13 protein-coding genes and 1 tRNA gene are annotated in these 14,661 nt (G+C 66.2%); 10 read left to right on the forward strand and 4 right to left on the reverse strand.

Annotated features, from left to right (window positions below):
* The first annotated feature begins 56 nt into the window (after positions 1 to 56).
* Complete coding sequence (locus tag J2T21_RS02160) at positions 57 to 1,430, forward strand: NAD(P)/FAD-dependent oxidoreductase (protein WP_307577961.1); 1,374 nt, start codon at positions 57 to 59, stop codon at positions 1,428 to 1,430.
* A gap of 164 nt (positions 1,431 to 1,594) precedes the next feature.
* Positions 1,595 to 1,679 (forward strand) — tRNA-Leu (locus tag J2T21_RS02165).
* 247 nt (positions 1,680 to 1,926) lie between these two features.
* Here J2T21_RS02165 and J2T21_RS02170 read toward each other — a convergent pair.
* Positions 1,927 to 2,295 (reverse strand): hypothetical protein, encoded by a 369-nt coding sequence (locus J2T21_RS02170; RefSeq protein WP_307577963.1) that lies wholly within the window; start codon positions 2,293 to 2,295, stop codon positions 1,927 to 1,929.
* A 262-nt stretch (positions 2,296 to 2,557) separates the two neighbouring features.
* Here J2T21_RS02170 and J2T21_RS02175 point away from each other — a divergent pair, with 262 nt between their 5' ends.
* The 3 genes from J2T21_RS02175 to ilvA all read left to right on the forward strand — a co-directional run bounded on the left by J2T21_RS02175 (position 2,558) and on the right by ilvA (position 6,244).
* A complete protein-coding gene (locus J2T21_RS02175) occupies positions 2,558 to 3,370 on the forward strand; it encodes a Bax inhibitor-1/YccA family protein (RefSeq protein ID WP_307577965.1) in 813 nt (270 codons plus the stop codon).
* Between the two features lie 204 nt (positions 3,371 to 3,574).
* The gene (locus J2T21_RS02180; protein WP_307577968.1) at positions 3,575 to 4,891 is read left to right on the forward strand and encodes an AI-2E family transporter; all 1,317 of its coding nucleotides are present in this window, start codon (positions 3,575 to 3,577) and stop codon (positions 4,889 to 4,891) included.
* Positions 4,892 to 4,993: 102 nt separating this feature from the next.
* Entirely contained in the window at positions 4,994 to 6,244 is a 1,251-nt protein-coding gene (gene ilvA, locus J2T21_RS02185; protein ID WP_307577970.1) for a threonine ammonia-lyase, read from the forward strand.
* 215 nt (positions 6,245 to 6,459) lie between these two features.
* Here the strand turns inward: ilvA and greA are convergent, their stop codons facing one another.
* Together greA and J2T21_RS02195 are read right to left on the reverse strand one after the other, a co-directional pair.
* Positions 6,460 to 6,954 (reverse strand): transcription elongation factor GreA, encoded by a 495-nt coding sequence (gene greA, locus J2T21_RS02190; RefSeq protein WP_307577972.1) that lies wholly within the window; start codon positions 6,952 to 6,954, stop codon positions 6,460 to 6,462.
* A gap of 273 nt (positions 6,955 to 7,227) precedes the next feature.
* Positions 7,228 to 7,629, reverse strand: coding sequence for a DUF4307 domain-containing protein (locus J2T21_RS02195; RefSeq protein ID WP_307577974.1), 402 nt, complete (start codon positions 7,627 to 7,629; stop codon positions 7,228 to 7,230).
* Between the two features lie 133 nt (positions 7,630 to 7,762).
* On the opposite strand from J2T21_RS02195, the gene mca reads away from it, so the two are divergent.
* The 3 genes from mca (at position 7,763) to J2T21_RS02210 (ending at position 11,445) form a co-directional block, all read left to right on the forward strand.
* Positions 7,763 to 8,656, forward strand: a complete 894-nt coding sequence (mca, locus tag J2T21_RS02200; RefSeq protein WP_307578333.1) for a mycothiol conjugate amidase Mca — start codon at positions 7,763 to 7,765, stop codon at positions 8,654 to 8,656.
* Between the two features lie 51 nt (positions 8,657 to 8,707).
* On the forward strand, positions 8,708 to 8,980 hold the full coding sequence (locus tag J2T21_RS02205; protein ID WP_071215442.1) for a hypothetical protein: 273 nt from the start codon (positions 8,708 to 8,710) through the stop codon (positions 8,978 to 8,980).
* A gap of 239 nt (positions 8,981 to 9,219) precedes the next feature.
* Complete coding sequence (locus tag J2T21_RS02210; protein ID WP_307577978.1) at positions 9,220 to 11,445, forward strand: thioredoxin domain-containing protein; 2,226 nt, start codon at positions 9,220 to 9,222, stop codon at positions 11,443 to 11,445.
* Here the strand turns inward: J2T21_RS02210 and trhA are convergent.
* Complete coding sequence (trhA, locus tag J2T21_RS02215; protein ID WP_307577980.1) at positions 11,442 to 12,122, reverse strand: PAQR family membrane homeostasis protein TrhA; 681 nt, start codon at positions 12,120 to 12,122, stop codon at positions 11,442 to 11,444. The two genes, J2T21_RS02210 and trhA, sit on opposite strands and share 4 nt — an antisense overlap.
* Positions 12,123 to 12,339: 217 nt before the next feature.
* On the opposite strand from trhA, the gene J2T21_RS02220 reads away from it, so the two are divergent.
* The gene (locus J2T21_RS02220; RefSeq protein WP_307577983.1) at positions 12,340 to 13,101 is read left to right on the forward strand and encodes an isoprenyl transferase; all 762 of its coding nucleotides are present in this window, start codon (positions 12,340 to 12,342) and stop codon (positions 13,099 to 13,101) included.
* A gap of 187 nt (positions 13,102 to 13,288) precedes the next feature.
* Positions 13,289 to 14,656 (forward strand): PhoH family protein, encoded by a 1,368-nt coding sequence (locus J2T21_RS02225; RefSeq protein ID WP_373457872.1) that lies wholly within the window; start codon positions 13,289 to 13,291, stop codon positions 14,654 to 14,656.
* The last annotated feature ends 5 nt before the right edge of the window (positions 14,657 to 14,661 follow it).

The raw sequence follows: 14,661 nt of genomic DNA on the forward strand, positions 1-14,661 counted from the left end.
CGCGGCGTGTTAGTGAAGACTTTCACAAAGGATGTTTTTGGGGATATGATGGGTACATGCCTATCACTCAACAATTTTCCGATCGCCCGCGCATTCTTGTAGTTGGCGGCGGCTACGTTGGCCTTTACGTCGCAATGAAGCTGCAGAAGAAGGTCAAGGACCACGGCGGCATCGTCACCGTCGTGGACCCGCTGCCGTACATGACCTACCAGCCGTTCCTCCCCGAGGTGGCAGGTGGCCAGATCGAGCCGCGCCACGTCGTGGTGTCGCACCGCCAGCACCTCAAGCACGCCGAACTGATCAATGGCCGAGTCTCGGCCATCGACCACAAGAACAACAAGGCCGTCGTCGTGCCGGTTGTCGGCGAGCCGTTCGAGCTCGAGTACCGCGACGTGGTCCTGGCTGCCGGCGCGGTCACCCGCACCTTCCCGATCCCGGGCCTTGCGGATGAGGGCATCGGCCTGAAGTCCATCGAGGAAGCCGTTGCCCTGCGAAACAGGATCCTCGAGCGCATCGAGTCTGCCTCGTTGATGACCGATGCCTCCGAGCGCAAGCGCGCCCTGAGCTTCGTCGTGGTCGGTGGCGGCTTCGCCGGCATCGAGACCATCGCCGAGATCGAGGACATGGCCCGCCACGCCGCAGCCCTGAACGGCCGCATCGGCAAGGACGAGCTGCGCTTCGTGCTGGTCGAGGCCATGGGCCGCATCATGCCCGAGGTCACCGAGGACCAGGCGCTGTGGGTTGTCGACCACCTGCGCAGCCGCGGCATCGAGGTCCTGCTGAACACCTCGCTGGCCGACGCCACGGAAGGCAAGCTGGCCCTGATCAACATGCCGGACAAGTCCGCTGCCGAGACCTTCGAGTCCGACACGCTGATCTGGACCGCTGGCGTCATGGCCAACCCGATGGTTCGCTCCACCGACTTCCCGATCGAGCCCCGCGGCCGCGTCATGACCGGCACCGACCTGCGCATCACCGGCGAGGACGGCGTAGCCATCGAGGGCGCCTGGGCCGCAGGCGACGTGTCGGCAGTGCCCGACGTGACCGGCGGCCTGCCGGACGGCACCTGCGTGCCCAACGCACAGCACGCAGTGCGCCAGGCCAAACTGCTGGCACACAACCTGTACTCCACCCGCTACGGCGTGGGCCAGGTCAAGAACTACAAGCACAAGAACCTCGGCGCGGTTGCCGGTTTCGGTGCGAACAAGGGCGTCGCCAAGGTCATGGGCGTCAAGCTCAAGGGCTGGCCGGCCTGGATGGCACACCGTGGCTACCACGGCATGGCCATGCCGACCTTCGAGCGCAAGTTCCGCGTCTTGGGCGACTGGATGGTGGCGCTCTTCTTCACCCGCGACTCGCTGCAGCTGAACAACCTCGAAAACCCGCGCTCCACCTTTGTGGAGGCAGCAACCCCGAAGCCGCGCGCCTAGCAGCAGCGAGCGGGGGCGGTGGCACCGTGCCACGGTTCCCGGGCCCAACGTGATAGGCCCACGGCCCGGGATCCGCGAACACACGGTGGCATCGCCCCTTCCCATGCCAGGCACCTGCTTCGTTTCCCCAGGGCGGGGACGTTCTTGTACGCTTGGTCGGGTAGGCCCCCATGGTGGAACTGGTATACACGGCTGACTTAAAATCAGCTGCCGAAAGGATTGTGGGTTCGAGTCCCACTGGGGGTACCAAATGAACGGCCCCTGCTTCCCGTTGTTCACAGGGAAGCAGGGGCCGTTTGCCTTGCCTGCGGGCATCTGGAGGGCAAGGTGGCAGGAAACGCCGGGACGTCGGAACCGCTTCCATGCTTCAAGCATTCGACGCATAAATGTGCAGCAATATCTGCTGCACCTGCCCACGGCAAGAGCTGCAAACGTCCTTTGGTGATTGGGCCGCCTATGCGTAACCAGTCAACGCCGGCCGGTCGGCCAAGTCCGCCTAGATGATCTCGGGATACTTCGCGCTGTCGCCCGCATCATTCACGACCTTGACCGAGACAATCCCGCCGCCGGAGGCCCGAATGCTTCGCAGCAACTCCTGGGCGACCTGGTGCACGTCCTTGGTCCGGGCCCGAACAACCAGCACACCCGCTTCCGGGGATTCCCACGATTCGACGAGGCTGAAAGGTGCGGGAAGTTCGTCAATGCCGTTGGCGCCGCTTTCACCGATCCATTGGTCGATCTTCTCGTCGGCCCAAGCCTGTCGTGCCACTTCGGGAGGGACTCCCGCAATCTCCGATCCACTGCTGCACCCGGCAAAGCCGAGCGCGGCAAGCAGCAACACGATGATCAGGGCAAACTGCTTCAATGGGGGTCCTATCTGGGTGGGCTTCTTCGAGTCTATCGCCGCGCTGGCCGAGCTTCGGTCGCGCCACTGGCGGGCCCAACGTGAACGGCGCGGTGCCGACAGGCAAGCTGGGAATCATTGATTCCGGCCCCGCCCCGGCACCTGAAAACCATGTACCGCAAACTTAAACCCAAAAAGGTCCTGATTTGGGGATTTATTGGTCTGCACCGAACGTTGAACCAACGTAGGCTATTTACTAACAACCCTACCGAGGAGAAACACCATGGCCCTGGGCGGAAACCCGGTCTTTAAGTCCAAGAACTACCGCGAGCAGACCCGTGCGGCCGGCGCCACGGGTGCCGCGTCCACCACCTATGCCCAGCCGATGAGCGCACAGGCCCTGCAGGACCTGTACTCGCAGCCTTCCGCGTCACCGCAGGAAACCGGCCGCATGACCTACGCCGACGTCATCAACAAGACGATGTTGAGCCTCGGCGTGGTCCTCATTGGCGCGGCCATCGGCTGGCAGCTGCCGGCACTGATGCTCGTCGGCGCACTCGTCGGCCTGGGCCTGGGCTTGGTCAATTCCTTCAAGCGCCAGCCCTCGCCGGCGCTGATCCTTCTCTACGCGGGCTTCGAGGGATTGTTCCTCGGTGGCCTCTCGGGCGTCTTCGAGAACATGTACCCGGGCATCGCCGTACAGGCCGTGCTTGCCACGTTCTCGGTCTTCGCCGTGACCCTGGTGCTCTACCGCTCGGGCAAGTACCGCGCGACACCGAAGATGACCCGCATGTTCATGATCGCGATGATCGGCTACGGTGTGTTCTCGCTGCTGAACTTCGGCCTGATGATGTTCGGCGCCGTCGATGGCATGTTCGGCATGCGCAGCGGCATGCTGGGCGTCGGCATCGGCGTGCTCGCCGTGCTGCTGGCCACCTATGCACTCGTGCTGGACTTCACCAGCATCTCCGAGGGCGTGCGCCAGGGCGCACCGGCCAAGGCCGCCTGGACCGCCGCATTCGGCCTGACCGTGACGCTGGTCTGGCTGTACGTTGAGATTCTGCGCATTCTGGCTATCCTGCGTGGCGACGACTAGTCAATCTGCTGTGTGACCGCGGGGCAGTACCCATGATTTGGGTACTGCCCCTCGGTTTTTCTGCAATATGTGCGTCATCTATGCCGCACCGGCAACTTTCAAGGGATAACGTATGTTCATGGCATTGACAGGCAGCAAGGGATCGACCGGGAAGACGGCGCGCAGGCTCGCGACCCCCGGGCCCCTTCCCCGGGGAGCCAAGGCATGAAGCTGCCCCGCCCCCTGCGGCGCCTGGCCGCGGCCACCGAAGCGGTGCAGCAAAGCGCCCAGGCCACCAAGCAACGGATGGCCGCTGCGCCCGGGGCCGACGAGAACCCGGCGATCAGCTACGCCGCCCATGCCGAGGCCGAGGACCTGCCCTACGGCGTGCGGATCGCCGCATCATGGTCCTGGCGGTTGATCGTCATCGTGCTGGCCGTGGGCATCGCCGTCTGGTTGCTGTCCCACGTGTCCCTGCTGGTGATCCCGCTGATGATCGCGGCCCTGCTGGCCGGGCTGCTCAGCCCCGTGGTGAAGTTCCTGACCCGCACCCTGCGTTTCCCCAAGGGGCTTTCGGTCGGGGTGACCATGGTAGGTTTCCTGGCATTGATCGTCGGAGGCCTTTCCGTCGTTGGGCAGCGGCTGGCCAACGGTTTCGCTTCTCTGTGGGCCCAGGCCCTGACGGGCATCAGCCAGATCCAGCACTGGCTCTCCACCGGCCCGCTGGGATTGAGCAACCAGGACCTCGACACCCTTTTCCAGGACGCCCTGAACACGCTCAAGAACAACTCCTCCTCCATCCTCTCCGGCGCGCTGTCCTGGGGAACCACCCTCGGGCACCTGGTGACGGGCATGCTGCTGGTGCTCTTCTCGCTGATCTTCCTGCTTCTCGACGGACCGCGCATCGGCCGGTTCTTCATCAACCTGCTGCCGCGCCGGGCCCGCGCCGCCGCCCACGGGGCCGGCCATCGCGGCTGGGGCTCGATGGTCAGCTACGTCCGCGTCCAGCTCTTTGTCGCCTTCATCGACGCCGTGGGCATCGGCGTGGGTGCCCTGATCCTCGGGGTGCCGCTGGCCCTGCCGCTGGGCGTGCTCGTTTTCATCGGCTCGTTCATCCCGGTCATCGGTGCGTTGGTCACCGGGGCCGTGGCCGTGCTGCTGGCCCTGGTGGCCAACGGCTGGGTCAACGCGCTGATCATGTTGCTGGTGGTGCTTTTCATCCAGCAGGCCGAATCCCACATCCTGCAGCCATTGGTCATGGGCAAGGCCGTGAGCCTGCACCCGCTGGCCGTCGTCATGGCCGTGGCCGGGGGCTCCATCGTCGCCGGCATCGCCGGCGCCCTGTTCGCCGTCCCGGTGCTGGCCGTGGCCAACACCGTGGTGAAGTACATTTCCGATCGGGGCTGGGAGCACGATCCGCTCTTTGGCCCCGAGACCGCGGCCATGGCGGCCGTGAACGGTTCCCGAATTACCAAGCCGGTCCGCTCCACGGAACCGGCTCCCGCCGACCTTGACGGAGAAGAACCTGACCCCGGTTCCTGATCCGCACCTGCACCGCCCACCCCCGGTCCAAGGTCCTGGCCCCGAAAGACTTCCATTCCTGATTGCACCGCGTGTGAACACGCCCAGAAGAAAGCCGCTCCCATGATCCAGAAGACCCAACTCCCGGTGAGCCTGTCCGACATCGAAGAGGCCCGCGACCTGCTTGAGGGTGTGGCCGTCCGCACGCCGATGGAGCACTCGCGCGCGCTGTCCCTGGACATCGGCTCCGAGGTCTACCTGAAATGCGAGAACCTGCAGCGTGCCGGTTCCTTCAAGGTCCGCGGTGCCTACGTGCGCATGGCCAAGCTCACCGCCGAGGAACGCGCCCGCGGCGTCGTGGCGGCCTCGGCAGGCAACCACGCCCAGGGCGTGGCCCAGGCCGCCCGCCGACTGGGGATCAAGGCCCGCATCTACATGCCGCTGGGCGTGGCACTGCCCAAGCTCACCGCCACCCGCGACCACGGGGCCGAGGTCATCCTGCACGGGCACAACGTGGACGAGGCGCTGGCCGAGGCCGAGCGCTACGCGACCGCGACCGGTGCGGTGTTCGTGCACCCCTTCGACAACCCCGACATCATCGCCGGGCAGGGAACCATCGGCCTGGAAATCCTCGAGCAGCTCCCGGACGTCGACACCGTGCTGATGGGCGTGGGCGGCGGCGGCCTGCTCGCCGGGGTCGCGGTGGCCATCAAGTCCCGTGCCAAGGAACTGGGCCGGGACATCAAGATCATCGGGGTGCAGGCCGAGAACGCCGCGGCCTACCCTCCCTCGCTGGCCGCCGACGCGCTGGTCCCGCTGGACACCGTGCGGACCATCGCGGACGGCATCGCCGTGGGCCGCCCGGGCCAGCTGCCCTTCCAGATCATCCGCGAACTCGTCGACGAGGTGGTCACGGTCTCCGAGGACGGACTGGCCCGCGCCCTGGTGTTCCTCATGGAACGCTCGAAGCTGGTGGTCGAGCCGGCCGGTGCCGTGGGCGTGGCCGCGCTGCTCGAGGGCAAACTGGAGGAGCTCGGGATCACCCCCGCCAAGACCGCGGTGGTGCTTTCCGGCGGCAACATCGACCCGCTGCTGATGCTCAAGGTCATCCAGCGCGGTCTCTCCGCGGCCGGGCGCTACCTGACCGTGCGCATGATGCTTGACGACCGTCCCGGCGAGCTGGCAACCATCTCCCGGGTCATCGCCGAGTCCGATGCCAACGTGACCCGCCTGGACCACACCCGCGTGGGCGGCTCGCTGTCCATGGGCGACGTGGCGATCACCATCGACATGGAGACCAAGGGACATGTGCACTCGGAACTGGTGCTCAACAACCTGCGCGCCGAGGGCTTCCAGCCCATGATCATGGGCTGAAGCCCGACAACATATGACAACGCCCTCCGGGGTCCTGGGCATAAGCAGGAACCCGGAGGGCGCTTTTTTGGCGGGCCGAAGCCTGCATTAACGGCCGATGGCCGCCGATACGTCCACCCCCCCGGGCCTTCGCCCCAACGGGGAAAGGACGGGATCCGGGTGAAGGATCGGCGGCCGCCAAGCCGAGTCCCGCGCCATGGCGCGGGGAAATGCAATTAAACGCTGTAGGGCTTGCAGGAGACGATCTCGACGGTGATTTCCTTGCCGTTCGGTGCGGAGTAGGTGAGGGTGTCACCGGACTTCGCGCCGTGGACGGCCGAGCCGATCGGGGACTTCTCCGAGTACACTTCCAGGTCCGAATCCCCGGCTACCTCGCGGCTGCCGAAGAGGAAGGTGGTCTTGTCGCCGGCGATGATTGCCTCGACCAGCATGCCCGGCTCGACGATTCCGTCATCGGCGGGGGCTTCGCCCACGTGGGCACGACGCAGCAGGTCCTTGAGGTACGTGATGCGTGCCTCGGCCTTGCCCTGCTCTTCCTTGGCTGCGTGGTAGCCACCGTTTTCCTTGAGGTCACCCTCGGAACGTGCCTGCTCAATGCGGTCAACGATCTCTGCACGGCCCGGGCCCGAGAGGTGCTCGAGCTCGGCGGCAAGGCGGTCATAGGCCTCTTGGGTCAGCCAAACAACTGGTTCGTGATTGGTCGTGGTCACGTGGTACTCCTTGTGTAATCAGGGCCGTTACTCCCTGGGGAACAACATGCCGAGACGGTCCCGCCCGATGATGCGACGAACATCTTGCAAGCAAAGACCCCGCACAGCAGGTGAAGAACTTTGTCCGTCACGGTCTGTAGCGGGGCATTAACGTATTAGAAAGATATTAGCCGCCAAACGGCTATTTACCCAAGAGTTTGAGCTTTTGGCGTAGTGGCGCGTCGTGCAGGCGAAACATTCAGCGACGCCCCGGATGCGGTGGTCCCGCGGTGGTCAGGAGGCCTTGACCAACCGGCATTCCTCGACGCCTGCGGTGGTGGCCAGGGACTCGGTGCGGAGCTTCACATCGAATCTGGTGGTCGTCATGCCCTTGCCCTCGGTGGGGCCCACGACCAGCGTCTTCCAGCCAACAATGGCATATGACTCGTTCATCGCCCGGATCTCGCATTGGACAGTGTCGCCGGCATCCTTGGAGATGTCCACGATTGCGGTGGTGCTGGTGGGGGAGTGGACCATGAAGGAGTTGTCCTTGAAATCCACCTTCGAATTGGTGGCGATGGCCAGGTAGAACGCAAACAGGATGCCAACGGCCAGACCGAGGACGATCAGCGTCTTGCGGGTTCTTTTGGCCAGGCCGCGCTTGGGCGAACCGTACCTATTCGTTAAGCTGGACAATGGCGCCTCTTTCGATTCATGGGCGTCGCGGCCGGGAAATCATCCCTACCAGTCTAAGCCTTGGCAAGGAGAACCCTTCACCGAGCATGAGGAAGTTGGAGTCACCTAGGTGGAAGTACAAAACGTGGAGCATATCGCTGATTCATCGGGCCTGCGTTTGTTGGCGGTCCATGCACACCCCGACGACGAGGCGTCCAAGGGTTCGGCCACCATGGCGGCATACGTTGCCGCCGGGGCAAGGGTGATGGTGGCAACCTGCACAGGCGGGGAGCGCGGGGACATCCTCAACGCGGCCGTCGGTGAACTCGCCCACGCGCACCGCGACCTGACCGGAGTGCGGCGCACCGAGATGGCAGAGGCCGCCGCTGTGCTGGGCATCGAACACCGCTGGCTCGGATTCACCGACTCGGGGTTGCCCGAGGGCGATCCGCTGCCGGAACTCGACTTCGGCTCCTTCGCGCTGCAGCCGCTGGACCGCGCATCCGCACCGCTGATCAAGCTGATCCGCGAGTTCAAGCCGCACGTGGTCATTGCGTACGACGAAAACGGCGGATACCCCCACCCCGACCACATCCAGGCGCACAAGGTCGCCGTGCATGCCTTCGCGGAAGCCGCAAAGGCCGACAGCTCCCCGGAGCTGGGCGAGCCCTGGGAAACCTCGAAGCTCTACTACGACCGTGCCTTTGCCCCCGAACGTTTCCGGACCCTGCACTACGCGATGGTCGATGCCGGCATCGATTCGCCCTATGCCGAGCGCGTTGCCGCCTGGGAGGAACACCCGGAAGAGCAGTTCTTCGGGTGGGTCTCGCCGCACAAGACCACCACGCAGGTGCACTGCGCCGACTTCTTCAAGCAGCGGGACCGGGCGCTCCTGGCGCACCGGACGCAGATCGATCCGAGCGGTTTCTTCTTTGCCGTGCCTGAGGCGATCTACGCCAAGGCATGGCCGTGGGAGGATTTCACCTTGATCAAATCCTCGGTTCCCACCACACTCCCAGAGACCGACCTGTTTGCCGGTCTAAGATAGGTAGCGTGCCGGTGAATCCGGCCGCCAACTTTTTCAGAAAGAGCCCCACGCGTGTATTCGTTCCTGCTGTATGCAGCCTCCGTTAGTCCGTCCCCGGTACCCGGCGCGCCCGTGGGGGACGCCGCCCAGAACATCGGCCCGGGCTTCGTTGGCTTTGTTGCCACCGCAGCGGTCGTCATCGTCACCATCTTCCTGATCCGTGACATGACCCGCCGCATCCGCCGCGTCCGCTACCAGGGCGAGGCCGAAGCCCGCCAGCAGGAGCTGGTCGAAAAGGGCAAGGACATCCAGCCCGACGAACCGGGCGACACCCCCGCGCGCTAAGCGCGCTTGGCCATCCAAGGCACGGCCCCGGCGGACATTCCTCCGCCGGGGCCGTTCGTCGTGACCGCCCAACGGGCACGAGCCCAGGTGCGGTGCCGAAGGTCGAAGGCCGGCAGTCCGGAGTCCAGGCAGCTGGCCCCGGAATCGTCCCAGTCGTTGTTGGCGGGCAACAGGTCATCCGCATACGCAGGATTTCGCGGGCCACGACGTGAAGGGCGTTCGTGGTGGAGACTGGATGCATGGGACAACGAATCGCCTCCAGCGCCTCCGCCTATCTGCGCCAGCACGCCCACCAGCCGGTGGACTGGTGGCCCTACGGGGACGAGGCGTTTGCCGAGGCCGCGGCGCGCGACATCCCGGTGTTCCTGTCCATCGGCTACGCGGCCTGCCACTGGTGCCACGTGATGGCCGCCGAATCCTTTGACGATCCCCGGGTCGCCGCCTACCTGAACGAACACTTCGTGCCGATCAAGGTCGACCGTGAGGAACACCCCGCCGTCGACGAGGCATACATGGCCGCCACGCAGACCCTCACCGGGGCCGGCGGCTGGCCCATGAGCGTATTCACGCTCCCGGACGGCCGGGCCATCCACGCCGGGACCTACTTCCCGCCCGTCCCGCGCCCCGGCATGCCCTCCTTCGGGCAGGTGCTCGAAGCGGTCACCGACGCCTGGGTGAACCGGCGCGATGCGCTCGAACTGCAGGCGACGACCCTCGCCGACCATCTGGGATCGGTGGCCGGGGGACAGGCCAAGATGTTTTCCCGTGCCCTGCCGTTGCCCACCGGCGGCAACGGCTCCGCGCTGGCCCCTGTCGTTTCAGCGGCCGTGAACAAGCTGGCCACCTTGCAGGATCCCACCGGCGGGTTCGCGCCGGCACCCAAGTTCCCGCCCAGCCCCGTGCTGGATTTCCTCTTGCGCGCGGGCCTGGGCCTGGGATCGGCGGCCGGCCAGGCCACCGCACTGGCCTCGGACACCCTGGAAACCATGGCCCGCAGCGCCCTGGCCGACCACGTTGGCGGCGGCTTTGCCCGCTACTGCGTGGATCCAGGGTGGAAGATCCCGCACTTCGAGAAGATGCTGTACGACAATGCGCAGCTGCTGGGCCTCTGCGCCCGGGCAGCCGTGCAGTTGCCCGATCCCGAGGTGGCCAAGCTGTGCCGGGTCTCGGCCATGGGCATTTCCAGGTGGTTGGAGACCCGGATGCTGCTTCCCGGTGGCGGATTCGCCTCCTCGCTCGACGCCGACACCGTGATGCCCGACGGAACGCACCACGAGGGCGCCACCTACGTCTTCAGCCGGGCCGAGGTCGCCCGGATCCTGGGCGAACCAAGCGGCAACCCCGCAGGGCCGCGTCCCGATGCGCTTCCGGGCAAGGGCAACGTCTTCTGGCAGCTGTGGGAGGGGGCCAGGCTTCCCGCCGGGGATGCCCGGGCGGCAGGCCTCCCGCCGCAGGATGCACCCATGACAATTGCGCTTTCGAGAACCCCAAGCCTGTTCGAATGGCCCGAATTGGACAGGGCCTTCAAGATGTTGGATGCCGAGCGAACCAAGCGCGTCCAGCCGGGCCGCGACGACAAGGTCGTTGCCGGGTGGAACGGCCTGGCCATCGCCTCGCTGGCCGAGGCCGCTGTGCTGCTGCACGAGCCAAGGATGCTGGAGCTGGCCACCGGGGCGGCCGCCTACCTCCATGCGGTGCACTGGGTTCCCGCGACCGCGGGCGCCGGGGGAGTGCTCCACCGCATCAGCCACCAGGGCAGTGCAAACACGGGCATCGACGCAGTGCTGGAGGACTATGCGGGGGCAGCCCTGGGATTCCAGGCGCTGGGGGTTGCCACGGGCGAGCCGGAATGGTTCGCGCGGGCCGACGAGGTGCTGGCCTCCGCGCAGGAAATCTTCCTGCAGGATGGACAGCCGCGCGACAGCGCAGCCAACGACCCGCGGGTGCGGGCCGTGCGCGGTGGAGCGGGCAGCGCCGAGGCGCTGGACGATGCGGTGCCGGCGGCCACCTCGCTGCTGGCCGCGGCCCTGCTGGACAGGGCAGGCCGCCTGCAACTTGGCTCCGCGGAAACGGATCCCGGGTTCGAGCGCAGCGAGGCAGACCTGGGTGTGGTTCGCATGCTGCTGGGGTTCGTCCCGGCGTTGGCTGAACGGGCGCCGCAGGCGGTCGGCAGTGCGTTGGGTGTGGTCGCCCGGTTCCTCCACGGTTCGAGCACCGAGCTGGCCGTGGCCGGCGGAACCGAGGACGAGCGGCGGTCCGCCGTGCGCCTGGGGGTATTGGCGGGGCTGTCCCAGCGCGGCTCGGTAAGCGCCGAAGCGGACGCGGCCAAATATCCCGCCGGGCCCAAGGGCCAGCTGCGGCTTTATGTGTGCCGCGGCGGCATCTGCCACGCACCGGTCAGCGACATCCCCTCGCTGGCCGCGCTGATCGTGCCCGGTCTTGCCCGCGGCGGGCAGCGCGCTTAGGCGGTGCCCAGCACCGCCATGCTGATCGCGGTGAAATGGCAGGCAAAGCCAACGAGCGTGCACGCATGGAAAAGTTCATGGAACCCCAGGACGCCCGGAACCGGGTTCGGGGCCTTGAGCGCGTAAAACACCGCCCCGACGATGTAGAAGACCCCGCCGGTGCAGACCAGGATTGCCGCGGCCGGGTTCGCGGCAAGGAAATCCCCGATGAACAGCAGTGAGGCCAGACCCAGCAGCACATACACCGGGGTGTAGAGCCAACGCGGGGCATCGGTGTAAAAGACCCGGAAGCCCACCCCGGCCAGTGCGCCGATCCAGATCGAGACCAGCAGGATCGTGGCGGACTTCGGCGGAAGCAACGCCCAGGCAAGCGGCGTGTAGGAGCCGGCGATCAGCAGCATGATGTTGGTGTGGTCGATCCGCTTGAGCAACCGCGTGGTTTGCGGCGACCAGTTCCCGCGGTGGTAAAACGCCGAGACCCCGAAGAGCAACACCCCGGTGAACGCGAAGACGGCACTGGTGATCTTGCCCGCCCCGGCCGGGGCCAGGACCACCAACCCGATGCCCGCTGCCAGGGCCAGCGGGGCGGTGACGGCGTGGATCCAGCCGCGCAGCAAGGGCTTGTCCGGCTGCGACGGAACCAGTGGCTGGGGGTGGATTCCGGAGGGTTGAATCATGCCAACAGCCTAACTTGCCAAGTGGTAGGTTGACTGTTTCCTTGCCGCAAGGCTCCCCGGGTGCACTGCGCCCCGCCGAACACGGTGTGGGTTATTGCCCGGGACAATGCCCGAGTCATGACGCCCCGCCGGCGGTGGAACCCGGTAGCGTTAACCAACGGATGCGGTCCTTGGGGGCCGCCCGCATGCACACCCTATCCAAAGCAGGAGTAACGCCGTGGAACTACCGGGATTCGTCTACCGGCTCTATGAGCGGCAGCTGCGGGGTCTCCTGGCCCCGGAAAAGCTGCCCGCGCATATTGGCGTGCTCGTGGACGGGAACCGCCGCTGGGCCAAGCTTTCGGGCCAGACCACCGCCAGCGGGCACCAGGCGGGTGCGGACAAGATCCTGGAATTCCTGGGCTGGTGCCAGGAGCTGGACATCAACCTGGTCACGCTCTACATGCTCTCCACCGACAACATGAACCGTTCCAGCCAGGAACTCGATGACCTGATGGGCATCATCGCCAACACCCTTGACCGGCTGGGCGAAACCAAGACCGTGCGCGTCAAGCCCGTCGGGAACCTCGAATTGCTGCCGGACTACCTGGCCAACAAGCTGCGCGAGCTGGAAGCCTCCACCGCGGCAGTCACCGGCATCCACGTCAACGTGGCCGTTGGCTACGGCGGCCGGCAGGAAATCGTCGATGCGGTCAAGGCGCTGCTGCTCCAGGGGCACGCCAACGGGCAGAACGCGGCACAGATCGCCGAGGGCCTGGACCCGGAACAGCTGGCCACCCACCTCTACACCAAGGGACAGCCGGACCCGGACCTGGTCATCCGCACCTCGGGCGAACAACGCCTCTCCGGATTCCTGACCTGGCAGAGTGCCTATTCCGAGTTCTATTTCTGCGAGGCGCTGTGGCCGGACTTCCGGCGCGTGGACTTCCTGCGCGCGCTGCGCGACTTCGCCGACCGGCAACGCCGCTTCGGTTCCTGAGGTTGCAGCGCCCGTCGCGGCAACCTTCCGGACACCCCGGAGTCCCGGAACCTTAATCTCGTCTTCATCACGACTCGCCACACACCCTAGGATTGCGTGTTGATGTGCGCGTATGTTGGGGATTAACGGGTGATGAGGCCGTCATCGCCCGCCGATTCGGGGAGCATCTCCCCGCGAGGAGCGAGACTTGGCAGCGAACCAGGAATACCCAACCACCTCACCCGCCGCATCCGTTGAGGGCGCCACCGAACCGGCCCCGCAGGAGGGTCCCCGCACCTTCGTGCTGGACACCTCGGTGCTGATCGCGGACCCGCACGCCATGCTGCGCTTCGCCGAGCACCACGTGGTCCTGCCGTTGACGGTGATCAGCGAGCTCGAGCACAAGCGCAACGACCCGACCCTGGGGTTCTTCGCCCGCGAGGCGCTGCGGACCCTGGAGGACCTGGGGTCCAGGCACGGCGGGCTGGCCAAGGACATGGTGGTGGGGAAGCAGGGCGGGACCCTGCGCATCGAGCTGAACAACATTGCCCCCGACGTGTTGCCGGTGGGCTTCCGCAACTCGGCCAACGACACCAGGATCCTGGCCGTGGCCAAGTCGCTGCTGGACCAGGGGCTGGATGTCACCCTGGTCTCCAAGGACATGCCGATGCGCATCAAGGCCTCGGCCATGGGCCTGATCGCCGAGGAATACCGCAACGAGCTCATCGCGGATTCCGGCTGGACCGGCGTCCATGAAATGAACGTGTCCGAGGAAAACATGTCGGCGCTCTACGCCGAGGAATCCCTGGAACTTGAGGAAGCCGCGGAGCAGCCGGTGAACACCGGGCTGATCCTGCACTCCCCGCGCGGCTCGGCACTGGGCCGGGTGGACCGCAACCACCTGGTGCGCCTGGTGCGCGGGGACCGCGAGGCCTTTGGGCTGCGCGGGCGCTCCGCCGAGCAGCGCCTGGCCCTGGACCTGCTGATGGACAAGGAAATCGGCATCGTTTCGCTCGGCGGCCGGGCCGGGACCGGCAAGTCGGCGCTTGCGCTGTGTGCCGGGCTCGAAGCGGTCATGGAACGCCGCGAACATCGCAAGATCATGGTCTTCCGACCGCTCTACCCGGTCGGCGGCCAGGAACTGGGCTACCTGCCCGGTGCCGAGGCGGACAAGATGAACCCGTGGGCCCAGGCGGTGTTCGACACCCTGGGCTCGGTGGTGTCCAAGAATGCGATCGACGAGGTCTTGAGCCGGGGCATGCTCGAGGTGCTGCCGCTGACCCACATCCGCGGCCGGTCCCTGCACGACGCCTACGTGATCGTGGACGAGGCCCAGTCGCTGGAGCGCAACGTGCTGCTCACGGTGCTCTCGCGGATCGGCCAGAACTCCAAGGTCATCCTGACCCATGACGTGGCCCAGCGCGACAACCTGCGGGTGGGCCGGCACGACGGCGTCGCGGCGGTGGTCGAACAGCTCAAGGGCCACCACATCTTCGGACACGTGACCCTGACCCGCTCCGAGCGCTCCGAGATCGCCGCCTTGGTCACCGAGCTGCTCGAGGACCGGATCCACTAGGGGAC

Source organism: Paeniglutamicibacter psychrophenolicus, assembly GCF_030812255.1.
In the GTDB taxonomy this organism is placed as follows: Bacteria; Actinomycetota; Actinomycetes; order Actinomycetales; family Micrococcaceae; genus Paeniglutamicibacter; species Paeniglutamicibacter psychrophenolicus_A.